Below are 20812 nucleotides of genomic sequence, written 5' to 3' on the forward strand. Positions count from 1 at the left end.
TCTCCTCGTGATGGAGAGAAACCGCAGTTAGAACATTGGTCATACACTATGAACATTGATTACCCCGCTTCTCAAGCCATTAAGATCTCCGGAGTGGACGAGGCGGGGATCGGAGAAGCGTGAGCGCTACGCCGGGCAGGAGAACGCGGCGCCAGAGCGGTGAGGCGGCGCCGGGGGTGTGGCTGCGCCCCCCGCGCGCGGGCCGGGCCGAGCCGGTGGTCACCCTCGGGCGGATCGTGGCGGCGGCCGTGGAACTGCTGGACGAGGAGGGGGCCGACCGGCTGACCATGCGCCGGCTCGCCGAGCGGCTGGGGACCGCCGCCACCACGCTCTACCTGCACGTCGAGACCAAGGACGACGTGCTGGACCTCGCGCTCGACGCCGTGTTCGGCGAGGTGCCCGTCCCGCCGGGGCCACAGGGCGCGTGGCGCGACGACGTCACCGCTCTGATCGCCGAGTGGCGCGCCACCATGCTGCGCCACCCGTGGTCGGTGAGGGTGCTGGACCGCCCCCTGCTGGGCCCCAACGTCCTGGCCCGCACCGAACACCTGCACGCCGTGCTGGCGGGGGCCGGTCTCACCGGCCCGCGTCTGACCGCCGCCGCGTACGCCCTGGCCAACTACGTCATCGGTTCCGCGACGATGCAGGTCGCCGGGGCCGGGTACGGCGAGGCAGAGTGGAAGCGGGCCGCCGACCTGCACGTGCTGACGCGCAGCGAGCTGTATCCGACTCTCGCCGCGCACGGGTCCCCGATCGGCAACGACTGGGACCCGGTGTTCACCACCGGGCTGGACTACCTGCTGGACGGCATCGAGTCGCGGATCCGCTGAGACGGGCGTCAGCGACCCCGCGCGGATTCCCGTTCACCTGGTGACAGGGCCGGAACGCGCGGCCGGTACGCTCGCGGCCGGAAAGGGGGCGGGATGCTCTTCGCTGTCGCGGCCGTGTTCGGGCTCACCTGGTGGCTCGGGTGTTACGTGATCGCGCGGGATCCCCGGGAGCGCGGGCCGCGGCGGGCCGGTCTGGGGTTGCTGGCCTACGGTGCCGCGCTCGCGATCGCCCAGGTGCTCACCGCCGTACCGGGGCCCGCGGCGGAGGTGCTGGGCGCGGTCGAGCTCATGCTGGTCCACCTGCCGGCGCTGCTGTGGACGGGGGCCGTGCTGACCCTCGTTCCCCGCGGCGAGCGGCTGGACCGGGCCTGGTCCAGGGGGCTCGTCCCGCTCACGCTCGTGGCGTTCGCGTGGCTGGCGGCGTCCGGCCCGGGGCCGGGGGAGAACCTCGCGGCGCGGGTGGTGATCGGGGTGTTGCTGCTGGGACCGCTGGCCGGGGTGCTGGTGCTGCTCGTGCGGGCCAGGCCGCCGCGGGCCGGGTGGCTGGCGGCGGTCGCCACGCTGTTCTTCGGGCTGGGGGCCGCGCTGCTCATGTTCCCGCTGTTCGGCCCGCCCGGCCTGCTCTCCGTCATCGCCGTCGACGTGGACATGGTCCTGCTAGGCGTGGCCATCGCGATGTCCAGCGCGTTCCAGGCGGGCGAGGCGCTCTGGCGCGACATGCTGCGGTCCCTGCTGGGGGCGGCGGTCGTGGCCGTCGCGTCCGGCGGCCAGGTCGCGCTGGCCGTCGCGCTCGGCGGGCCCGCTCCCGCCCTCTCGGCGCTGCTGTTCGGGGTGATCGCGGTGGCCGTCGCCGTACAGACGCTGGCCGGTCCGGTGCACCGGGCGCTGGACAGGATCGCCTTTCCCGGTGATCCGCGGATCCGCCGCGAGCGGGCCGAGCTGCGCGAGACGTCCGAGGCGCTGCCGCGTCGCGAGCAGGGTCCGCCGCCGCCGGACGAGGCCGAGTTCGTACGGCTGACGCGGCGCGCCCTGGCCAATTACGGGGATCTGGGCAAGCTCGCCAGCAGCCCGCTCGCGAACCTGCCGGTGATCGGGGCGCGGGTCGCCGGTGACAGCCCGCTGGAGCGGGCCGCCGAGCTGAAGCACCTGCTGCTGGAGAGCATCCAGCGGCTCAAGCCCCGCGAAGGGGAGTTCGGCACCAGCGAGGAGTGGCGGTTCTACAACGTCCTGTACTTCCCATACGTCCGGGGGCTGCGTCCCTACCGGCGCGGGGCCGGCCGCGGCGGGCTCGCCGCGGCCGAGCGGCAGGCGTTCGACTGGTTCGTCCGCGATGTTCCCGAACGCACGCTCTACAACTGGCAGAACGCGGCGGCCAAACTCGTCGCGGATGATCTTCGCCGGGAGAACTGGCAGTGAATGGCAGTGCCATGTCTGCAGATGGCAGCGGGTGAGGCGGTGTGCTGAGCGTGTCGGAAGCCCCGACGCCTTCCGCGAAGCCGGAAGCCCGCGCCCTCGGCGAAGGAGACATCGATGAGCACGACCACCCTCACCTCCCGTACCCCTCTGCTCACCCGCGTGCTGTGGACGGACGCCCTCCTCACCGGAGGGTTCGCGCTCGGCCTGGCCGTCGCGGCGGCGCCGCTGGCCGATCTGCTCGCCCTGCCCGAGCCGCTGCTTCGCTGGGCCGGGATCGGGCTGCTGCCGTTCACCGCGTTCGTCGCCTATCTCGCCGGCCGTCCGGTGCCGCCCAGGGGAGGCGTCTGGGCACTGATCGCCGTCAACGCGCTGTGGGCCGTGGACAGCGTCCTGCTGCTGTTCACCGGCTGGGTGGATCCCAACCCGCTGGGCGTCGCCTTCGTTCTCGCCCAGGCTCTCCTGGTCGGCGCCTTCGCCGAACTCCAGTACGTCGGGTTGCGCCGCGCCTGACCGCGCGTCGTCGGAGGTCCCGCCGTCGAAGGTCCCCGCCGCGCCCGGCACCGGCGGCGGGGCCTTTCCGCTCACCCGATGCGGATGACGTGTTTGCCGCGTACGCCGCCGGCCTCCAGTGCCCGGTGGGCCTCGGCGATGTCGGCGAGGGGATGGATCGTGTCGACGACCGGCCGCAGGGCCCCGCCCTCCACCAGCCGGGTCAGGTCGGCGAAGAGCCGGTGGGTGGGGTTTCCACTGAAGAACCGCACGCGCCGCGAACCGAACACGGTGGACGCGAGGATGTACGACAGGGACGAGAGGATGTGCCGGGAGTCGAAGGTGATCGTCACCATCCGTCCTCCCGGTGCCAGGAGCCGGCGGAAGGCGCCGAGCTCGGTGCCGATCGCGGTGTCGAGAACGACGTCGAAGGGGCCGAGGTCGGCCGGTCCGGTGGTCGCGTAGTCGAAGACCTCGTGGGCGCCGAGGTCCCGTACGAAGTCGAGGTTCCCGGCCCCGGCGAGCGCGGTCACGTGGGCGCCGTACGCCCGCCCGAGCTGGACGGCGACGCTGCCGACCCCGCCGCTCGCGCCCCGCACGAGCAGCCGTTCGCCCGCCCTGAGGCGGGCCTTGTCGCGCAGGGCGGTGATCGACGTCGTGCCTCCGGCGAGCAGGGACACGGCCTGGGCCGGGTCGAGCCCCGCCGGGGCGAGGGCGAGCTGCCGGGGGCGGACGGCCACGAACTCGGCGGCGCTTCCGAAGGACGCCCGGGGCAGCGTCCCCCACACCCGGTCGCCCACCCTGAGGCCGGACATGGGGGAGCCCAGGACGGCGACCTCGCCGGCGAAGTCGATTCCCGTGCCCTTCGGGAAGCCCCGCCCCGTGACCAGGCGTATCTTCCCCGCCCTGCCCAGGAGCTCGCCCCCGTTCACGCCGGCGGCGTGCACGCGCACCAGAACCTCACCCGGCCCCGCGACCGGTTTGGGCAACGTGCCCTCGTACAGCACTTCCGGCGGTCCGTACCTGTCGTACCGGGCCGCGCGCATCTCAGTCACTGTCCTCGTCGTCCAATCTGTCCGGCCGGTCGCCGGGCTTGCGCATGGTCGTGATGTCGGCCGGGTCCTGGCGGCGCGTCGCGAGGGCATGCGGGCAGGGGTCATCGCGCCCGGGCACCTCGCTGATCGGACGAGGGTGCGGGCCGTGCCCACCGTCGTGTTCCCGCGGCCGCGACGGCCGTCACCAACCCAGGACGAACTCCGCACACCTGGGAAAAGTGGGCGGCGATTTCCACGTATCGCCAGGCTAACCGGCTAAACGGAAAGGGTGCTCCATTTGAGATAATGTGAGAAACATGTCTATCCATTCCTCTCGGATGCCGCGTCCCGCGGACACGTCCGGGCTCCGCGTGGACGCGCTGCACAACCGCAACCGCATCCTCGAGGCCGCCCGCGAGGCGTTCGCCACGCTCGGGCTCGGCGTGCCGATGGCCGCCATCGCCCGCCGGGCCGGTGTCGGGGTGGCCACGCTCTACCGGCGCTTTCCCACCCGGGAGTCGCTGATCACCGAGGTGTTCGCCGACCAGATGGAGGCGTGCGTGTCGGTCGTCGACGAGGCCCTCGCCGATCCCGACCCGTGGCACGGGTTCTGTACGGTCATCGAGAAGGTGTGCGCCATGCAGGCCGCCGACCGGGGATTCACCGCGGCGTTCCTGACGGCTTTTCCCGACGCGGTCGACCACGAGCGGGAACGCGTCCGCGCCGAGCGGGGCTTCGCCGAGCTGACACGGCGGGCCAAGGACGCCGGACGGCTGCGCGCCGACTTCGAGCCGGCGGACCTCGTGCTGCTGCTCATGGCCAACAGCGGCATCGTCGCCGAATCCGCCGAGGAGGCGCTCATGGCATCGCGCAGGCTCGTCGCCTACCTGCTCCGGTCCTTCCAGGCCGATCCTCCCGGCAGGGCCGATCCCCTGCCGCCGGCGCCCCCGTTCGGGCTGCGCCACATGTACGGCCTTTCGCCGGCCCGCTCCGCCGGATAGCCGGCGCTCCTCCAGAGGAGCCGGTGCTTCGCCGGCTGTCCGGCGCCCGTCCGGCGGCCCCGCGAGCCGCGGCGGGGGAGATCGAACAGCCAGGTGGCGCGCAGCTTCAGCAGCAACCGGTGCAAGGCCAGGCACAGCCACACCACGAGGGCGGTCAGGACGACCGGTTCGACGACGGCGAGCACGATCCGCAGCCCGCCGTCCATGCCGGTCGACAGCGGCGGCACGAGGACCAGGTGCAGCAGCGCGAGCAGGGGCATGTGGATGACGTAGACGGGCAGGGTACGGCGCCCCAGCCTCGCCAGCGCGTTCCCGAGCGTGGCGCGGCGGCCGAGCAGTGCCGCGGCCGTCACGCCGAAGGCCGTCGCGACGGCGCAGACCACCGGCCAGACGCCGGGCCAGGCCCGGGCGCCGGTCATCGCGACCGCCGCCAGGCCCCCGGCGTAGCAGGCGCCGGTCAGGGCCAGGCGCCCCCAGCCCGCGGTGGCGGCCAGCCGCTCGACGAACGGCCGGAGGTACAGCCCGGCGAGGAAGAAGACGAGGTTCTGGTACAGGCCGCCGCGGTTGCCCGGCGTCTCCAGCAGCCCGGCCGACGCCACGGCCGACAGCACCAGCGCTCCCCCCAGCACCAGGACGACCGGGACGCGGCGCGCGGCTTTGGCCAGGGCGAAGTACAGGGCGAGCGCGTAGAGGTACCACAGGTTGGACGGCGTGATCGTCAGCTGGGCCAGCAGATCGGCGACGTCGTCGGCGCGGGCGGTGTCGAAGGACGGCACGAGCGCCAGGACCGCGGTGTGGATCAGTAGCCACACCGCGTAGAGGTAGAGGAACCGGCCCACCTTCGAGCGGCGTACGACCCGCCACGGCCGGGTCACCGCGCCGACGGCGAACATGCCGGAGATGGTGAAGAAGAGCGGCATGCGCAGCGGCAGCAGCTGCTCGGTCAGGGCGCCCCAGGCCCCCGGGATCGGCGGCGACACCCCCCAGTCGATCCGCAGGTAGTGCTTCACGACGACGTGCCAGAGCACCACGAGCAGGATGCACACGCCCTTGGCCACGTCGGCCCAGCGCGCGCGCTCCGGACCCTCGCCGCCCGCGGACCCCGGCTGCCGCGGGGTCCTGCCCGGGTCCGCGGCGCCGGTGAGCGGCTCCGGCGCGTCGGCGGGCGGCCGCCCGCCGTGCGATCCGCCGGCACGGTGCGCCGAGGCCGGCTCATCCGGGTGCGGCCGCTCTTGTCGCGGCACACCGCCGGCTTCTTCCGGGACACCGCGGGTACGGGCAGAGCGCATGGGGCGGGCACCTCCAGGGGGCGGGCGCGCGACGGTCGCGCGCACCGGCCACCCTGGGCGGTGCGGATGTCCACGCCGCCGGGACCGCGTATCCGGGGTCGCTCAGCTGTGCATCGGGTGTGTATCGGCCCGGAGGCCGCGCGTCTCCTCGGAAGCCGTGGAGGCCGCAGAGAACGCGGAGACCTCAGGAGCCTTCGAGGTCTCGAAGGCGGAGCGTGGCGACCGCGCCGCCGTCCGCGGCGTTGGCCAGGGTGAGGGTGGCGCCGATCACCTGAGCCTGGCCCAGGGCGATGGTGAGTCCCAGGCCGTGGCCGCGACCGCGTTCGGCCGTGCCGGTGCGAAAGCGCTGCGGCCCCTCCGCCAGGAGGACGCCGGGGAATCCGGGGCCGTGGTCGCGCACGACGATCGTCGTGCCGTCCACGGTGACCTCGACCGGTGCGCGGCCGTGGCGGTGGGCGTTGGCGACGAGGTTGGCGAGGATCCGGTCGAGGCGGCGCGGGTCGGTCTCGGCCTCCGTGTTCCCGGCGGCCCCGGTGACCGTGAGCCGCGCCTGGAGCCCGGTCCTGGCCAGGCAGTCCTCGACGACGTCGCCCAGCGCCACGGGCCTGGGATCGGCGTGTTCGGCGCCCGCGTCGAGGCGGGATATCTCCAGCAGGTCCTCCACCAGGGCCCGCAGCACCCGCACCCGGTCCCTGACCAGGTCGGTGACCTCACCCTCCGGCAGCAACTCGGCGGAGGTGACCAGGCCCATCAGCGGGGTGCGCAGCTCGTGGGCGACGTCGGCGGTGAAGCGCTGCTCGCTCAGCAGCCGCTCCCGCAGGCTGTCCGCCATCGAGTCGACGGTGGCCGAGATCTCGGTGATCTCGTCACCGCCCCGGCCGCCCTCCGCGGTCCGGGCGTTGAGGTCGCCGTCCGCGATACGCCGCGCGGTCCTGGCCACCCGCCTCAGCCGCCGGCTGGGCAGCTCGGCGGCCAGCGCCGCGGAGGGTACGACGACCCCGAGCGTGGCCAGCGCGGCCATCACGATGTGCCGGTCGAGCGCCTGCCGGCTGCGCAGCTCGACGCCCATGTCGATCTGTACGGCCACCACCTGGTCGCCGACGGGCTCGGCCGCCCACATCCAGGGGATGTCCGGATTACGGTCGTCGTACCAGGTGCCGGCCTGCCCGGTGCTCCTGACCTGCTGGAGCAGCATGGGCGGGATGCGCTCCGGGTCGGATTCGCCGGTCCAGGCGCCGCCAGGGCGCCGGTGGTCGTCCACCGCGGACACCAGGGCGGTCAGGGCCTGACCCCTGCCCATGGTCATGGAACGATCGAGGGTGCTCCGATGCACCAGGATCCCGACGGCCAGCGCCACCGCGCAGGAGGCCACGGTCACCAGCGCGGCGATCTTCCAGCGCAGCGACCTCCAGCTCGGCAGCCCGCGTGCCGGCCGGGCGACGGCGTGTCCCATCTCAGCGCCGCAGCTTGTAGCCGAACCCGCGGACCGTCTCGATCCGATCGGCGCCGATCTTCTTGCGCAGCCGCTGCACGCACAGGTCGACCACGCGGCTGTCACCGTCCCACCCGTAGTCCCAGACGTCGCGCAACAGCGTGTGCCGGTCCAGCACGATTCCCGGATGTGCCGCGAACTCCAGCAGCAGCCGCAGCTCGGTGGGGGCCAGCGTGACCGGCTCACCGGCCAGGAGCACCTCCAGGCCGCCGGTGTCGATGGTCAGATCGCCGAAGACCAGGTCACCGCCGGAGACGGGCTCCGGCGCGTGCCCGGGAGCCGGGGCGAAGGTGGCCCGGCGCAGCAGCGAGCGGATCCTGGCCACCAGCACGGACGTGTCGACCGGCTTGACGACGTAGTCATCGGCCCCGGCCTCCAGGCCCGACACCACATCCAGCGCGTCACCCCGCGCGGACATCATCAGGATCGGGACCGTGCTGGACTCCCTGACCCTGCGGCACAGCCCGATGCCGTCCAGGCTCGGCAGCATCACATCCAGCAGCAGGAGATCGTGCCGCCCGTCCCGGAAGAGTTCCAGGCCGGTCAGGCCGTCGCCGGCCACGGACACCTCGTAGCCGTAGCGCTCCAGCGCCATCGAGACCGTCTTGCGGATCACCGCGTCGTCCTCGACGAGCAGCACGGTGACAGGAGTCGCCGGGGCGCTGTCGACCCTAAAATCGGACATATCTCCCCAAATATGGCGGATGGCTCACCTAGGACACCATAATCTCTCTTCACGGCGGCGCCGCGCGGGACGGATCGATCGCCTCTCGCGCCGGTCGCGGGAACACCGTGCGGGACGGATCGATCGCTTCTCGTACCGGATGGCCGGGCGTCCTCGGGCCCGCGCGAAGACCGGGATCCCGCAGGGGCGAAACGGCGGTCCAGCTGCCGGAACACCTGTTGACACCATGGTTCGGGAAGATCAGCCTTGTGGCGTGGATTCCGACGGCGTGATTTCTCCGCGATCCGATCTCGAACCGGCCCGGGCGGGAATCGACGATCCGGCCCCGGAGGCACGGGTACGGCCGCCGTCCGGGCCGGATGTGGCGGTGGCCGGGCTGCCGCGGCGTGCGGTCGTCGTGGAGTTCGCCGGTGCGCGGGGTGGGGTGGCTCCGTTGACCTGGGGTCAGGCGTCGATCTGGCGGCTGACCACGTGGCGGGGTGGTGATGATCCCTATTTCAACATGCCCTGGACGTTGCCGGTGTACGGCAGGCGTGATCTTGATGTGGTGCTGGGGGCGGTGCGGCGGTTGTTCGAGCGGCACGAGACGTTGCGGACGAATTTCCGGCCGGGTGCCGATGGCGTGGTGCAGCAGGTGGCGCGTTCGGGGCGGCTGGTGGTCGAGGTGGTCGAGGGCGGGGACGCCAGGCCGATGGCGGTGGCCAGGGAGGTGGCCGGCGGTTTGGCGGCGGAGGTGTTCGACTACGCGGGTGAGCTGCCGGTGCGATGCGCGGTGGTGACGGTGGAGGGGCGGCCTCGGGCGGTGGCGTTCGGGGTGTCGCACCTGGCGGCCGACGGGGGCGCGCTGGATCTGCTGGCGGCCGATTGGCGTGCGCTGCTGGCCGGGACCGAGGGGCCCGATCCGGGGTGGCAGCCGATGGACCAGGCGCTTTTCGAGCGGGAGGGGGCGGGGGCCGAGCGGGGGGAGCGGGCGTTCCGGCACTGGCGGGCGGTGCTGGAGGAGGCGCCTCGCTCGATGTTCGACTATCCGCCGGTGGTGGCGGAGGAGCCGCGGTTCATCCGGGTGCGGATGGAGTCGGTGGCGCTGGGGGTGGCCGCGGAGGTGCTGGCGGCGCGCCGGCGGGTGAGCTCGGCCAGTGTGCTGACCACGGCGAGCGCGGTGCTGCTGTCGGCGCTGACCGGGCATCGCCGGGTGGTGATGCAGCTCATCGCGGCCAACCGGCATGATCCGCGGATCGGTGTGCTGGTGGGCCCGGCCGCCCAGGACGGGATCTTCACGCTGGATCTGCCGCCCGGGGGGACGTTGGCCGAGGCCACCCGGACCGGGCACCGCCAGGCACTGACCGCCTACCGCCACGCGCTCTACGAACCGCTGAGGCTGATGGCGATGCGCGAGGAGCTCGGCCGCGAACGGGGCGGGCCCATCGACCTGTCGGCCTACTTCAACGACACGCGGGGCGGCGGTGACTGGCCCGACCTGCCCGCGGTGGAGCCGCCGGGAGATCCCGCCGCGATCGCCGCCCTCACCGCGCGGACCACCTTCTCCCCGGCCGGCTCCTGGGAGCACGTGGACGCCACCACGGTCCAGTTCATCACCGGCCAGGCCAGGGACGCCTGCGAGCTCCACCTGCTGGCCGACACCGCCTACCTGCCCCGGACCACGGTGTACGCGCTGCTGCGCGGGATGGAGACCCTGCTGGTCCGCGCGGTCGCCGCCGACGTCCCCCTCGACACCGTCGCCGGCCTGTGCGGCATCACCCCGGTCGAGCGTCCCCCCGGCCGGGAACGTTCCCGAGCCGATGCCGCCGAGGACCCGGCGAAGGCGCCGGACGCGTCCGCACCCGTCGTGGCAGGGACGACCGGCGGGTGAACCGAGGGCCCTTCCGAGCCTGAAGGGCGAAGGCGAAACCGTCCCGCCGGGGCGGTTTCGCGTCGCCGGGGGAGCGATGCCGCCGTTCGCCGGGCCGCTTGCTCGGGGTGATTGCCGCGCCTAGCGGAAATCTCTGGATACTTCATGACCTTCCGGTCAACCCGGGGCGTGGCTCAGGGAGTGTCAGGGGTGGCTTTCACCGACGAGAGGAGACCGGGTGGACGCGGATTTCGTGGACTTCGTGCGACATCGGGGAGACCACCATCTGAGAACGGCGGTCCTGCTCACCGGCGACTGGCACACGGCCGAGGACCTGGTGCAGTCCTGCCTCGGCAAGCTGTACCGGGTGTGGCATCGGCTGGACACCAGCAGCGAGCCGGACGCCTATCTGCGCCGCATCCTGGTCAACACCTATCGATCCTGGTGGCGTGCTCGATGGCGCCGTGAGATCCCGCGCGCCGAACTGCCCGATCTGCCCGGCCCCGGGGACGCGGGGGAGGATCGGGCGGTGGCCGAGGACGTCCGGAACGCGCTGGCGAGGCTGCCGGTCAGGCAGCGGACCGCTCTGGTACTGCGCTTCTTCGTGGACCTGTCGGAAACGGAGGTCGCCGAGCTGATGGGCTGCTCGACGGGAACGGTCAAAACCCACACGCATCGCGGTCTGCGGGCGATGCGCCGGATGATCTCGCCGGACACGATGGTCAACCGAACCGAGGCGGAGGGGAGTGGGATCCGGTGAGACACCGACACGAGGAGCCGTTCATGAACGAGAAGGAACTGCGCGCACTGCTCGTCAGGGCCACCGAGGATCGGCCGGCGGGCATCGACCTCATGCCGGCGATGCCGGCACCGGCGGCGCCGAGGCGCGGCCCGGCCCGGGTCCTGGCCCCGATCGCCTCGCTGGCCGCCGCGGCGGCGGTGGGGATGGTCGCGCTGCTCCTGCCCGTGGGCCAGTCCTCGGCGCAGGCCCAGGTGGCCGCCGCGGCCGAGAACACCAGCCGGGAGAGCTACCGGATTCACGGCACCAGCGGTGCCAAGACGTTCGACGGGGCGTTCGACCCCGCCCAGCGCGTGGGTGTCATCACGAGGGCCGGGGACGGGGCGGAAACCCGGTTCGTCGGCGACCTGATGTACGTCCGGCAGCAGCGCGAGGGGAAGTGGACGGTCTCTCCGCGCGTCGAGGCGGAGCTGAGGAGCGCTCCGCAGGCCGTCGCCCTGGTCAAGCTCGCTCCGCTGGACCCTCAGGCGGCCCTGCAACGACTCCGTTCGGCCACCGAGGTCCGTGAGGACGGCTCCGCCTCCGGCCAGGGCTGGACCGGCCAGAGGTTCACGTTCTCGCTGGAGGACGCGGGCGAGCCCGGTTTCAAGGGGATCGCCGGCGGGCCGGTGGAGATCACCGGAGCCGTGAGCGTGGACGACCAGGGGCGGGTCCGGCGTCTGGAGGTCGTCTTCGGCGACACCGGCCAGCGAAACGTCCTGGACTTCGGGGACTTCGGCACCCCGGTGACGGTCACGGCCCCGCCCGCCGACCAGGTGGAGCAGGAGCGGACCGGCAAGCCGGACCACAAGGTGGGCCAGGAGCCGATCGTCAAGCCGGACCAGGAACCGGCGGGCGCGCCGGACCACAAGCCGGCCGAGGAGCCGATCGTCAAGAACCCCTGACCGGCCGTCCGGCATCCGCCGGTCGTGTGCCCGGGCCGGGCGGTATCGCCCCGGCCCGGGCACACGGGGTCCGGCGGCTCACATGTGGCGTAGCCGATCGCGGAGGGTGCGCGCGACCTGTGCCATGAGCGCCTCGGCTCCGGGCTGGCTGGCGGCCGGCACGCGGGACTCGGTGAGCACGGCGACGCCGAAGACCTGGCCGTCGGCATGCTCGACGACGCCGACCTCGTGGCGGAGGTTGAGAAGCGTCCCGGTCTTGGAGGACCACTTCGAGGCGTCGGAGGTGAAATCGGGTGCCAGCCGGTGCCGCAGGATGTTGTCGGCCATGAGGCCCCGCACGCGCTCGGCGACGCCCGGGTCGATCGCGGACGGCCTCCACAGTGCTCGCAGGAGGTCGATGAACGCTCGCGCGGACCCCGAGCTCGCGCGCGTCACGTCGAGCTGCGGGATCCGATGCCCCCGCCCGGCCGTCCCCGCTTCGATGGCGAGGAAGTGGGCGAGGTGGGCGTCGGCCGGGTCGAGGCGTTCCACCGGGGTGTCGACGAGTTCCTGGATGGTGTGGCGGACCGTGATGCCGCGCAGCCCCAGCCCGTGCAGCACCGCCGAGACCTCGGCGGGCGGGGTGAGGGCGAACAGCGCGTCCGCCGCGGTGTTGTCGCTCAGGGAGGTGCTGAGGTAGAGCAGGTCGTCGACGGCGATCCTGGCCGGATGCCGGAACCTGCTCAGCCCGGTCGGTCCCGGAGTGGTGATCCCGCCCGGCCGCACGAGGATCTGCGTGGAGCCGTCGAGCTCGCCCTTCCGGATGCGTTCGAGCGTCGCGATGGCGAGCGGAACCTTGACGAGCGAGGCGATCGGGAACTCGAGGTCCGGCTCGATGCCGACCTCGTCACCGGAGTGCAGGTCCCGGACCAGGAACGATCCGCGCAGCCCGGCGTCGTCGAGCGTCCGCCGGAGTTCGCGGATCAGGCTCTCGACCTTGATGGTGTCCCTCCGTCCTGTTCGCGCGCGCCGAGACAGCGGGCGATTGCGTGCCACAGCCGGGTCCTGACGCGCTCCGCGTCGTCCCCGACGGCGGCCGACACCTCGAAGCCGCGGGCGAGGTGGACCTCGCCGATCGGGCGCCAGTGTAGCCCGAGCTCCTCGGCCTGCCGGACCGAGCACAGGAGGAGATCCGCCGAGCCGAAGACCTCCGCCGCGGCGGAGGTGAGCGTGGCCGCGACGACGACCTGCGCGGGCTGGAGGCCGACGGCGTCCCGGATCCGGAACATCCGGTCGCGGATGTGGGGGACGTCGTCCTCGGGCTGGATCCAGATCCGGCTTCTTCGCGACGACCGCGCGGCGCGGCCGGCCCGGAGGGTCTCGACGTAGACGGCTGCCACCGGGAGATCCGTGGCGCCGGCGAGGCCCAGCTGTACGGACCAGGTCGCGTCGCCGGGCGGTGTCACCGTGAGGGCGGCGCGAACCTCGCGAGATCGGACGAGTTCCGCCCGTTCGGCCGGGGCGGCGGCATGGAAGTCGAGGTGGATGTCGTTGCCGAGGGCCTCCGCGCCGAGGTGCGCGAGGTCGCGAACGGTGCAGATGTCGGGAACGGCGAGACGCAGGGGATTGAGCCTGGCCCGTTCCGCCTCGTGCTCCATGTCGTCGGCCAGGCGGACGAGACGCTTCGCCGACGGAAGCATGTCGCGGCCGAACTGCGTGAGCATCGCCCCGCGCGACGACCGATCGAACAACCGCTCCCCGAGGTGCTTCTCCAGGGCGGCGATCCGGCGGCTCGCGACCGACTGCGGCACGCGCGTGGCCGCCGCACCCTCCGTGAAGCTTCCTCGATCGCTCACGTTGACGAACGCTCTCCAGGCTCCAAGGACGTCCACGAGGCAAGTTTATGCCATTTCAGCATTAAGTCGCCTTTTCCATCCTTGATGGCATCGGGTCCCGGTGACAGGCGGCTGTCACCCGCGAACACGTTCCAGGCGGGCTGGAGATCGCACGCGGGATCGCCCACGTTGGGGCCGCCGAAGTCGATGACCGCGGGCAGGCGGCCGTCGACGACGAGCAGGTCGCCCGGCAGCAGGTCGCCGTGCACCCAGACCTCCGGCCGGGAGCCGGGAATGCCGGGAGCCGGGAATGAGGAGAGCGAGGGGCAGGGGGCCAGGGCCGCCCCCTCCAGGGGAGGGGTCAGCGGGCGGCGGCGGTCACGGCGGCCACGATCGCCTCGGGGGTCGCCGGCACGGGTGTGCCCTCGACCAGGACGGTCGGCGTGGCGCTCACCCCCCGCTCGATGGCCTTCCGCGTCACGTAGGCGGTCCAGCCGAGGTAGGCGCCGTCGCGCACGCACTCGCCGAACGCCGGGCCGGTGAGCCCGGCCGGGCCGCCGAGCTCGATCAGCTCGTCGTCGGTGAGTCCCGGTCCTTCCTCGGGGGGCTGGCCGGCGAAGAGAGCGCGGGTGTACTCGACGAATCTCCCGCCGTCCGCGGCGCAACCGGAGGCCGCCGACGCGCGGGAGGAGTACCGGGTGGTCGACAGCCTGTCCAGGAAGCCCATCGGGTGACACACCAGGCTGATCGCCCGCTCCCTCACCATCCCGTTCAGTGTCGGCCCGGACGTCTGCTCGAACGTCTTGCAGAACGGGCACAGGAAGTCGATGTAGACGTCGACGGTGACCGGGCCCGCACCGACGACGATGCCGTCCCCCTCGTCGGAGGCACCGGCCGGCACCCGGACGGGCGCCGTCGCCCGCTGTGGTCGCGTGCTCATGAGGTCCTCCTCGCGATGTTCGGGGAGAGACCCGGACCCGTGCGCCCGAGGACTCCCCTGTTCCTACCCACCCCCCGGGGCGCCGCAGCTTAAGAGCGGTCAAAGCCGGAATCATGGATCGGGCTTCGCGCCGCTCACGGCACCGGCTTCTCCGCGGGCTTCTCCGCCGGGTTCGACGTACCGCAGGGGGCCGGGCCAGGGGAGAGGGCGCACGTCCCGCCCGCGAAGACGCGCGGGACCTCCGGCGCCGGATCCTCCGGCGGCCGAGGCGGCGCGGCCTCGCCCTCACCGGCGGGCACTCTCCGGGGGCCTTCACCGGCGGGCTTTCACCGGCAGGCCTTCAACGATGGGTCCTCTCCGGAAGGTCCTCTGCGGGGGTTCTCCGCGGCGGGCCTTCACCGGCTCGGAAACCCGTTTGTCACCGGCACCGCTCCTCCAGGAGGATCAGGTTCTCATGAGCCGTCCTGTCATCTCAGAGATCCCGACCGGCCCCGTGGCCGTCCCGGGCGTCGTCGCGGCGCTCGCCGGTGATGACACCGTCACCCCGGTGTGGCGCAACGAGCTCGGCGGCCTGACGTTCCGCCTCGAAGGCGGGCACGGTGCCACCAGATACGTCAAGTGGGTCTCCGCGGGCACCCCGGAGATCGACCTCCCCGGCGAGGCGGAGCGGCTGATCTGGGCGCGGCGATGGGCGACCGTCCCGCGGGTCGTCGAGCACGGCACGGACGCCGACGGCGCGTGGCTGGTCACGGAGGCGGTTCCCGGCCTCTCGGCGGTGGATCCCCGGTGGAGCGTCGACCCGGTGACCGCGGCGGCCGCGATCGGCCGGGGGCTGCGCCTGCTCCACGACGCGCTGCCCGTCGACCTGTGCCCGTACGACTGGAGCGTCGACCGGCGGCTCGTCCGTGCCGACGAGCGCATCGCCGGCGGCGAGGGGCCGGCCGACCGGTTTCCCGAGCATCGGCACCTGGACCTCGCAACGGCCCGGGCGCGCATCGGCGAGCCGCCCGCCGTCGACCGCCTCGTCGTCTGTCACGGGGACGCGTGCGTCCCCAACACCCTGCTGCACGACGACGGCACGTTCGCCGCGCACGTCGACCTGGGTTCGCTCGGCGTGGCCGACCGGTGGGCGGACCTCGCGGTCGCGGTGTGGAGCATGGAGTGGAACTACGAGCCGGGCTACGACGGCGTCGTGTACGACGCGTACGGGATCGCCCCCGACCCGGAGCGCGTCGCCTACTACCGCCTGCTCTGGGACATGGCCTGACCGGCCCGTACTGGAACGACGAGCACGCCAGGTTCCAGAGCGGCCGGCTGCACGCCAGCCGGGCGCTGCTGCTGGGACGCAAGACCTGCGACGGCATGTCGCAGGCCTGGCCGAAGATGGAGGGCACGCCGGGGCCGAGCAGATGAACAACCTGCCCAAGTACGTCGCCTCGGCCACTCTGCGCGACCCCGAGTGGAACGCCACGGTGATCGAGGGGACGTCGCCGAGGAGGTCGCCAGGCTCAAGGCCGAGCACGGCCAGGACCTGCTGATCTACGGTAGCGGCGACCTGATCGAGCACAGGCTCATCGACGAGCCGAAGCTCTTCCTGCACCCGGCCGTGGTCGGCTCCGGCAAGCGGCTGTTCCCCGACGGCGTCACCACCTCCGCCTGGAAGCCGGCCGGCACCGCGGCCTTCAGCTCCGGCGCCATCGTCCTGGACTACCGTCCGGCCGACTGACCATCGCCTCCGGGCGCGGGACCGGCCCGCTTCCCCGCTTCCCGCGCGGCACCGAGCCGGCGGGACCGTGCTCACCGGCGCCCAGGCGCGGTCCCCGGCTCCGCGCCGTCGTCGCGGCCCCCTCGGGCGCGGGTACGCGCACGCGACGCCGGGAGGGCCGGGTGCGCCGGCCCCGGTGTGGGTCGTTCCCGGCCGCGGCTCAACGGGTTCGGCGCGGGTGACGGACCGAGGGCGACACCTCTCAGGGCGGCACTCCGTAGCGGGTGGCGATGGCGGTGGCGCGGTCGCGCAGGGAGTCGCGCAACCACTGCGGGGCCAGGGCCTCCGCGTTCGTGGCGAGCTGCCACAGCGCCCATTCGGCGTGTCTCGGATCCTGGAAGGTCACCTCCAGCCGCAGCCGGCCGTCCGGGTCGGCTTCTTCGGCGTGGACGGCCAGCGCGGTGCCCACCAGGTCCTCCCGCCGCGCAGGGTCCACCCGTACCAGCACGGTGACCTGATCGCCGCCGGTCCGGAACCGGGTGCTGCGTTCCTGCCAGGCCCGGTCCAGATCGACCCGGTCCGGTCGCTGCGCGGGCTCGGAGAGTTCCTCGGCGGCCAGGAGCCGGGACAGCCGGTAGGTGCGGTCCGCGCCGGACCTCGTGGCCAGCAGGTAGCCCCGGTCGCGTACGGTGACCAGGCCGATCGGGTCCACCGTGCGCCACCGCGGGGTCTGGTCCACGGCCGCGTAGTGGATGCGCAGCCTGTGCCCGGCGAACACCGCGCGCAGGACCTCGGCCGCTATGGCGTCGGACACCTCCTCGTCGGCCGGCCGACGCGAGAGCAGGTCGGTCTCCGGGTCGACGAGCAATCGCCCGGCCGCGCCGGCCGCGGTGTCCCGATGGCTTTCCGGCAGCGCGTCGACCACCTTGAGCATCGCCGAAGCGAGCGCCGAGCCGAGGCCGAACGCCTGCGCGCCGCGCCGCGATCCGGCGACCAGCAGGGCGAGGGCCTCGTCGTGGTTCAGCCCGGTGAGCTCGGTCCGGAAACCGGGCAACAACGCGAAACCGCCGTGCCGGCCGCGTTCGGCGTAGACCGGGACACCGGCCGCGGACAGCGCCTCGATGTCGCGCAGCACGGTGCGGGTGGAAACCTCCAGCTCGCGGGACAGCGCGGCCGCCGACAGCCGACCGTGCCGCCGCAGCAGCAGCACCAGCGAGACCAATCGGTCGGCACGCATACGAAAACCCTACAGAAATACACGACACAGGATGTCGTGATTTGCCGGGAGGCTTATCGACATCGCGAAAAGGACGGTGGCTACCGGGCCGGGCGACGTACGCGATGTCGACGAATCGAATGGAGCTGATGTGGCAATGGAGCGAATGGCGGTCAACCCGTGGGCGTGGTCGGTGGAGATGGGCTACAACCAGGGTGAGATCGTCTCCGGGCACACCCGGACCCTGTACTGCGCCGGGCAGACCGCGATGAGCGGCGACGGCAAGCCCCGGCACGCCGGTGACATGGCGGCGCAGCTGGCGCTGAGCCTCGACAACCTGGAGGCCGTGCTCGGCGAGGCCGGCATGTCCCTCGCGAACCTGGTCCGGCTCAACGTCCACACCACCGACGTCGATCGGCTCTTCGAGCACTACGGCGTGCTGGCGTCGCGGTTGGGCGCCGCCGGGGTGGCGCCGCCCACCACGATGCTCGGGGTGGTACGGCTGGCGATCCCCGCCCTGATGGTCGAGCTGGAGGGGACCGCCGTCGCGTGATGCGGCCTCGCCACCACCGTCCTGACCGGCCCAGGCCTGACACCCGTTCACGGCCCTCGGCCAACCGGCGTCGGGACTAACCGGCGGTGTGCTCGCGGATCGCCGAGGCGAGGGCGGTCCAGTCGGCGCGTTCCACGCCGTGGCCGGAGTCCGGCAGGACCAGCAACCGTCCACCCGGTATTTCCTCGGCCAGCGCGTGTCCGTGCGGAAGCGGGAACATCGGGTCCGCGGCACCGTGCACCACCAGCGTCGGCACCCGGATGCTCGCGAGTGGCGGACGGTCCCGCGGCGCGTCCTCGAGGAGGTCGTGGTTCCGCGCCGAGGCGGGGTCGTGCGCGCGGCCGACGTCGGCTCGCACCAGCTCGCGGACCTGCCGTTCGGGGAACGGCCGGCGGCCACCGGTGAGCATCTTCGCGTAGCTCACCAGGTGGTCGATCACTGACTCGTGGTCCGTCCAGTCGGGCCGTGCCTCCCGCGAGAACCCGGTGAACTCGCGGGACGGCCCGGGCAGATCGCGACCGCGAGGGGTGGACAGGGCGAACGTGGTGCTGATCAAGGTGAGGGTGCTGGTCCGGCCGGGATGGTCGAGCGCCACCAGTTGTGCCAGGGCGCCTCCCGCGGAAGCCCCCACGAGGTGCGCCGCCTGGATTCCGAAGGCGTCGAGCACGCCGACCGCGTCCTCGACGAGGTCCCCTGAGTCGTAGCCCGGATGCCCGGGCGGGTAGGTGACGGACCGGCCGGTGTCGCGATGGTCGTAACGGATGACGAACCTTCCACCCTCGGAGAGCTCGCGGCAGAAGCCTTCCTCCCACCACAGCATCGATGTGCCGATCCCCATGATCAGCAGCACCGGTGGCCGGCCCGGGTCGCCGAAGGACTCGGCGCACAGCCGCACCCCTCGTACCGTGATCATGCGTTCGGTCACGACGAGTCCCTTCCCGCGCCGCACGCCCTGGGGGCCGCCGTTCGCGTTGCGGTGGTCATGAGGATGCGACCTCCTCCGGGGCCGGGACGGCGGGGCCGTCCCTGAGCACTCCGCGCACGTGGTCGAGCGTCATCGCCTCCGGTTCGAATTCCGTCAGGCACCAGGTGGCGCCGGCGGCGACGTACGCGGCGGGATCGGCACCGGGTGGCAGGGGCACCGCGATGTCGTAGGGCGCCGTGGGATCGGGGCGCAGGCCGCGGATCGTCTCGTCGATCTCCGCGAGCTGGTCGGGGTGCCGCAGCTCGACCGGGAAGAACCCGTCGACACGCGCCGCCCGGTGCAGCGGTCTGCGGCGACCCGCGTAGCCCGCGGCCCAGATCGGCACGCGCGGCCGCCGGACCGGCGCGGGCAGGAACGTGAGATCGTCGATCACGTAGTGCGGTCCTCGGTGGCGTACGGGGCGCCCTGACCAGGCGGACGTGAGGATGCCCAGCGTCTCGTCCAGCATCTCCGCCCGGACCCGGTCGTCGGCCTGCTCCCCGGTGCGTGCGAACTCCGCGCCGTAGACGTCGCCGCCCAGTCCCACGCCCAGCGTCAGCCGGCCCCCGCTGAGCCGATCCAGTGAGACGGTCTCCCGGGCCAGCTTCGCGGGCCGGCGGCGCGCGACCGGCGTGACCATCGGGCCCAGCCGCAGCGAGCCGGTCGCCGTCGCCACCGCCGCCAGCGAGATCCACGGGTCGGCGACCCGCTCGACCGGTGCGGGCCAGGTGAGCCTGTCCCACACGAAGAACCCGTCCCAGCCGACCTCCTCGGCCTCGGCCGCGAGTCGTGCCACCACAAGAGGGTCGGCCAGCTCGTCGAAGAGCGGGACCCACAACGCCGATCGGTGATTAGCAGGCATGCCATCGACGCTAGATCTCCTTCTCCATCGTGAAAAGCGATGGTTCTCGATGCTTATGATCGGGTTTGGCGAAGTACCGTGGCCGGTGTGGCGAACCTGGAGCTTCGACATCTGGTCACCCTCACCGCTGTCGTCGACGAGGGTTCCTTCGGCAGGGCGGCATCGCGGCTCGGCTACACCCAGTCCACCGTCAGCCAGCACGTCTCCGCCCTCGAGCGCGCGGTCGGCGGCCTCCTCTTCGACCGTCCGGGCGGCCCGCGCCGGGTCCGGCTCACGCCGCTCGGCGAGGTGACGCTGACGCACGCCGCGGAGCTGCTCGCCAGGGCCGACGCGATGCGCACCGCCATCGAGCGGTTCAAGGCCGGCGAAGGCCGCCTCACGATCGGCACCTTCCAGAGCGTGTCCAACACGCTCCTTCCGGTTCTGGTCCGCAGGCTCCGCGAGGAGTTCCCCGGCTGCGACATCCGGCTCTCCGAGGACGAGCCGGGATCCCCGGACCTGTCGGCGGTCGACCTGCTCTTCCACGACCACCGCATCGCCGGCGCCGACGTCGAGCACCTCGAACTCCTCCGTGACCCGTACCACCTGGTGTCCCCCCGCGGACGCTTTCCCGACGGGCATGTCGACCTGGCAGAGCTCGACGGGGCGCCGATGGTCGCCTGGCCACCCGACTGCGCGCAGCCGGCGCTCGAGGAGGCCCTCGCCGGCAACGGCGTCCACCCCGAGATCGTCTTCCGCGCCGCCGGCAACGAAACCGTGCTCTCCATGGTCCGGGCCGGTCTCGGCTCGGTGATCCTTCCCTGGCTCGTCATTCACGCCGCCGGCGCCGCGGCCGACGAGGCGCTGAGCGTCCACGCGTTACAACCGCCGATAGCCCCGCGGGAGATCTACCTGCTGCGCCAGGCCCACCGCACTCCCTCGCCTCTCGCCGCTCGCGCCGCGCGGCTGGCCGCCGAGATCGCCGGCGACCTCGAACGCGGCCGGTGAGGC

At 72.7% G+C, this 20812-nt stretch carries 23 protein-coding genes; 11 read left to right on the forward strand and 12 right to left on the reverse strand.

What is annotated here, in order from left to right:
• Window positions 1–119 precede the first annotated feature (119 nt).
• The 3 genes from ACTOQ1_RS39730 (at window position 120) to ACTOQ1_RS39740 (ending at window position 2756) form a co-directional block, all read left to right on the forward strand.
• Window positions 120–830, forward strand: coding sequence for a TetR/AcrR family transcriptional regulator (locus ACTOQ1_RS39730; protein ID WP_440073410.1), 711 nt, complete (start codon window positions 120–122; stop codon window positions 828–830).
• Window positions 831–923: 93 nt separating this feature from the next.
• Window positions 924–2246: a hypothetical protein gene (locus tag ACTOQ1_RS39735; RefSeq protein ID WP_440073411.1), complete on the forward strand. Its 1323-nt coding sequence runs from the start codon at window positions 924–926 to the stop codon at window positions 2244–2246.
• A gap of 114 nt (window positions 2247–2360) precedes the next feature.
• Window positions 2361–2756: a hypothetical protein gene (locus ACTOQ1_RS39740; RefSeq protein ID WP_440073413.1), complete on the forward strand. Its 396-nt coding sequence runs from the start codon at window positions 2361–2363 to the stop codon at window positions 2754–2756.
• A gap of 71 nt (window positions 2757–2827) precedes the next feature.
• Here ACTOQ1_RS39740 and ACTOQ1_RS39745 read toward each other — a convergent pair whose 3' ends face one another.
• Both ACTOQ1_RS39745 and ACTOQ1_RS39750 read right to left on the reverse strand, forming a co-directional pair.
• Window positions 2828–3781: an NAD(P)-dependent alcohol dehydrogenase gene (locus ACTOQ1_RS39745; RefSeq protein ID WP_440073454.1), complete on the reverse strand. Its 954-nt coding sequence runs from the start codon at window positions 3779–3781 to the stop codon at window positions 2828–2830.
• Window position 3782: 1 nt separating this feature from the next.
• Window positions 3783–3908, reverse strand: coding sequence for a hypothetical protein (locus ACTOQ1_RS39750; RefSeq protein ID WP_440073414.1), 126 nt, complete (start codon window positions 3906–3908; stop codon window positions 3783–3785).
• A 199-nt stretch (window positions 3909–4107) separates the two neighbouring features.
• On the opposite strand from ACTOQ1_RS39750, the gene ACTOQ1_RS39755 reads away from it, so the two are divergent.
• Window positions 4108–4770, forward strand: coding sequence for a TetR/AcrR family transcriptional regulator (locus ACTOQ1_RS39755; RefSeq protein ID WP_440073416.1), 663 nt, complete (start codon window positions 4108–4110; stop codon window positions 4768–4770).
• Here ACTOQ1_RS39755 and ACTOQ1_RS39760 read toward each other — a convergent pair.
• The 3 genes from ACTOQ1_RS39760 to cseB all read right to left on the reverse strand — a co-directional run bounded on the left by ACTOQ1_RS39760 (window position 4653) and on the right by cseB (window position 8236).
• Window positions 4653–6014 (reverse strand): acyltransferase family protein, encoded by a 1362-nt coding sequence (locus ACTOQ1_RS39760; protein ID WP_440073417.1) that lies wholly within the window; start codon window positions 6012–6014, stop codon window positions 4653–4655. The genes ACTOQ1_RS39755 and ACTOQ1_RS39760 overlap by 118 nt on opposite strands.
• A gap of 229 nt (window positions 6015–6243) precedes the next feature.
• Window positions 6244–7512, reverse strand: a complete 1269-nt coding sequence (locus ACTOQ1_RS39765) for a sensor histidine kinase (protein WP_440073418.1) — start codon at window positions 7510–7512, stop codon at window positions 6244–6246.
• Window position 7513: 1 nt separating this feature from the next.
• Window positions 7514–8236: a two-component system response regulator CseB gene (gene cseB, locus ACTOQ1_RS39770; RefSeq protein WP_440073419.1), complete on the reverse strand. Its 723-nt coding sequence runs from the start codon at window positions 8234–8236 to the stop codon at window positions 7514–7516.
• A gap of 268 nt (window positions 8237–8504) precedes the next feature.
• On the opposite strand from cseB, the gene ACTOQ1_RS39775 reads away from it, so the two are divergent.
• The 3 genes from ACTOQ1_RS39775 to ACTOQ1_RS39785 all read left to right on the forward strand — a co-directional run bounded on the left by ACTOQ1_RS39775 (window position 8505) and on the right by ACTOQ1_RS39785 (window position 11768).
• Window positions 8505–10106, forward strand: coding sequence for a condensation domain-containing protein (locus tag ACTOQ1_RS39775; protein ID WP_440073420.1), 1602 nt, complete (start codon window positions 8505–8507; stop codon window positions 10104–10106).
• A gap of 217 nt (window positions 10107–10323) precedes the next feature.
• Window positions 10324–10845 (forward strand): SigE family RNA polymerase sigma factor, encoded by a 522-nt coding sequence (locus ACTOQ1_RS39780; protein ID WP_440073422.1) that lies wholly within the window; start codon window positions 10324–10326, stop codon window positions 10843–10845.
• A 23-nt stretch (window positions 10846–10868) separates the two neighbouring features.
• Window positions 10869–11768 (forward strand): hypothetical protein, encoded by a 900-nt coding sequence (locus ACTOQ1_RS39785; protein ID WP_440073423.1) that lies wholly within the window; start codon window positions 10869–10871, stop codon window positions 11766–11768.
• A gap of 78 nt (window positions 11769–11846) precedes the next feature.
• Here the strand turns inward: ACTOQ1_RS39785 and ACTOQ1_RS39790 are convergent, their stop codons facing one another.
• Genes ACTOQ1_RS39790 through ACTOQ1_RS39805 form a run of 4 tightly spaced genes read right to left on the reverse strand, consistent with a single transcriptional unit; the run spans window position 11847 to window position 14522 of the window.
• Complete coding sequence (locus ACTOQ1_RS39790) at window positions 11847–12749, reverse strand: serine hydrolase (protein ID WP_440073456.1); 903 nt, start codon at window positions 12747–12749, stop codon at window positions 11847–11849.
• Window positions 12731–13639 (reverse strand): LysR family transcriptional regulator, encoded by a 909-nt coding sequence (locus tag ACTOQ1_RS39795; protein WP_440073424.1) that lies wholly within the window; start codon window positions 13637–13639, stop codon window positions 12731–12733. The genes ACTOQ1_RS39790 and ACTOQ1_RS39795 overlap by 19 nt, the downstream gene beginning before the upstream one ends.
• Window positions 13600–13947 (reverse strand): phosphotransferase, encoded by a 348-nt coding sequence (locus ACTOQ1_RS39800; protein WP_440073458.1) that lies wholly within the window; start codon window positions 13945–13947, stop codon window positions 13600–13602. The genes ACTOQ1_RS39795 and ACTOQ1_RS39800 overlap by 40 nt, the downstream gene beginning before the upstream one ends.
• Window positions 13944–14522 carry a DsbA family protein gene (locus ACTOQ1_RS39805; RefSeq protein WP_440073426.1) on the reverse strand — a complete coding sequence of 193 codons (579 nt, stop codon included), beginning with the start codon at window positions 14520–14522 and terminating at the stop codon, window positions 13944–13946. Before ACTOQ1_RS39805 ends, ACTOQ1_RS39800 begins: the two co-directional genes overlap by 4 nt.
• A 454-nt stretch (window positions 14523–14976) precedes the next feature.
• Here ACTOQ1_RS39805 and ACTOQ1_RS39810 point away from each other — a divergent pair, with 454 nt between their 5' ends.
• Together ACTOQ1_RS39810 and ACTOQ1_RS39815 are read left to right on the forward strand one after the other, a co-directional pair.
• Window positions 14977–15789 carry an aminoglycoside 3'-phosphotransferase gene (locus ACTOQ1_RS39810; protein ID WP_440073427.1) on the forward strand — a complete coding sequence of 271 codons (813 nt, stop codon included), beginning with the start codon at window positions 14977–14979 and terminating at the stop codon, window positions 15787–15789.
• Between the two features lie 192 nt (window positions 15790–15981).
• A complete protein-coding gene (locus ACTOQ1_RS39815; protein ID WP_440073428.1) occupies window positions 15982–16248 on the forward strand; it encodes a dihydrofolate reductase family protein in 267 nt (88 codons plus the stop codon).
• A gap of 241 nt (window positions 16249–16489) precedes the next feature.
• Here ACTOQ1_RS39815 and ACTOQ1_RS39820 read toward each other — a convergent pair whose 3' ends face one another.
• Window positions 16490–17464 (reverse strand): helix-turn-helix transcriptional regulator, encoded by a 975-nt coding sequence (locus ACTOQ1_RS39820; RefSeq protein WP_440073430.1) that lies wholly within the window; start codon window positions 17462–17464, stop codon window positions 16490–16492.
• Window positions 17465–17600: 136 nt separating this feature from the next.
• Between ACTOQ1_RS39820 and ACTOQ1_RS39825 the strand changes: the two genes are divergently transcribed.
• A complete protein-coding gene (locus ACTOQ1_RS39825; protein ID WP_440073460.1) occupies window positions 17601–17996 on the forward strand; it encodes a RidA family protein in 396 nt (131 codons plus the stop codon).
• Window positions 17997–18072: 76 nt separating this feature from the next.
• On the opposite strand, the gene ACTOQ1_RS39830 is transcribed toward ACTOQ1_RS39825, so the two are convergent.
• Window positions 18073–18921 (reverse strand): alpha/beta fold hydrolase, encoded by an 849-nt coding sequence (locus ACTOQ1_RS39830; RefSeq protein ID WP_440073431.1) that lies wholly within the window; start codon window positions 18919–18921, stop codon window positions 18073–18075.
• A 55-nt stretch (window positions 18922–18976) separates the two neighbouring features.
• Entirely contained in the window at window positions 18977–19822 is an 846-nt protein-coding gene (locus tag ACTOQ1_RS39835; protein WP_440073432.1) for an LLM class flavin-dependent oxidoreductase, read from the reverse strand.
• A gap of 87 nt (window positions 19823–19909) precedes the next feature.
• Here ACTOQ1_RS39835 and ACTOQ1_RS39840 point away from each other — a divergent pair, with 87 nt between their 5' ends.
• A complete protein-coding gene (locus ACTOQ1_RS39840) occupies window positions 19910–20809 on the forward strand; it encodes a LysR family transcriptional regulator (RefSeq protein ID WP_440073434.1) in 900 nt (299 codons plus the stop codon).
• The last annotated feature ends 3 nt before the right edge of the window (window positions 20810–20812 follow it).

This window comes from Streptosporangium sp. OZ121, assembly GCF_051918885.1.
In the GTDB taxonomy this organism is placed as follows: Bacteria; Actinomycetota; Actinomycetes; order Streptosporangiales; family Streptosporangiaceae; genus Streptosporangium.

What these genes read in the sequence shown, in the direction of transcription:
- ACTOQ1_RS39735 (WP_440073411.1), top strand. Translation starts at nt 924, where the DNA reads ATGCTCTTCGCTGTCGCGGCCGTGTTCGGGCTCACCTGGTGGCTCGGG.
- ACTOQ1_RS39740 (WP_440073413.1), top strand. Translation starts at nt 2,361, where the DNA reads ATGAGCACGACCACCCTCACCTCCCGTACCCCTCTGCTCACCCGCGTG.
- ACTOQ1_RS39745 (WP_440073454.1), bottom strand. Translation starts at nt 3,781, where the DNA reads ATGCGCGCGGCCCGGTACGACAGGTACGGACCGCCGGAAGTGCTGTAC.
- ACTOQ1_RS39755 (WP_440073416.1), top strand. Translation starts at nt 4,108, where the DNA reads ATGCCGCGTCCCGCGGACACGTCCGGGCTCCGCGTGGACGCGCTGCAC.
- ACTOQ1_RS39765 (WP_440073418.1), bottom strand. Translation starts at nt 7,512, where the DNA reads ATGGGACACGCCGTCGCCCGGCCGGCACGCGGGCTGCCGAGCTGGAGG.
- cseB (WP_440073419.1), bottom strand. Translation starts at nt 8,236, where the DNA reads ATGTCCGATTTTAGGGTCGACAGCGCCCCGGCGACTCCTGTCACCGTG.
- ACTOQ1_RS39785 (WP_440073423.1), top strand. Translation starts at nt 10,869, where the DNA reads ATGAACGAGAAGGAACTGCGCGCACTGCTCGTCAGGGCCACCGAGGAT.
- ACTOQ1_RS39805 (WP_440073426.1), bottom strand. Translation starts at nt 14,522, where the DNA reads ATGAGCACGCGACCACAGCGGGCGACGGCGCCCGTCCGGGTGCCGGCC.
- ACTOQ1_RS39810 (WP_440073427.1), top strand. Translation starts at nt 14,977, where the DNA reads ATGAGCCGTCCTGTCATCTCAGAGATCCCGACCGGCCCCGTGGCCGTC.
- ACTOQ1_RS39820 (WP_440073430.1), bottom strand. Translation starts at nt 17,464, where the DNA reads ATGCGTGCCGACCGATTGGTCTCGCTGGTGCTGCTGCTGCGGCGGCAC.
- ACTOQ1_RS39825 (WP_440073460.1), top strand. Translation starts at nt 17,601, where the DNA reads ATGGAGCGAATGGCGGTCAACCCGTGGGCGTGGTCGGTGGAGATGGGC.
- ACTOQ1_RS39835 (WP_440073432.1), bottom strand. Translation starts at nt 19,822, where the DNA reads ATGCCTGCTAATCACCGATCGGCGTTGTGGGTCCCGCTCTTCGACGAG.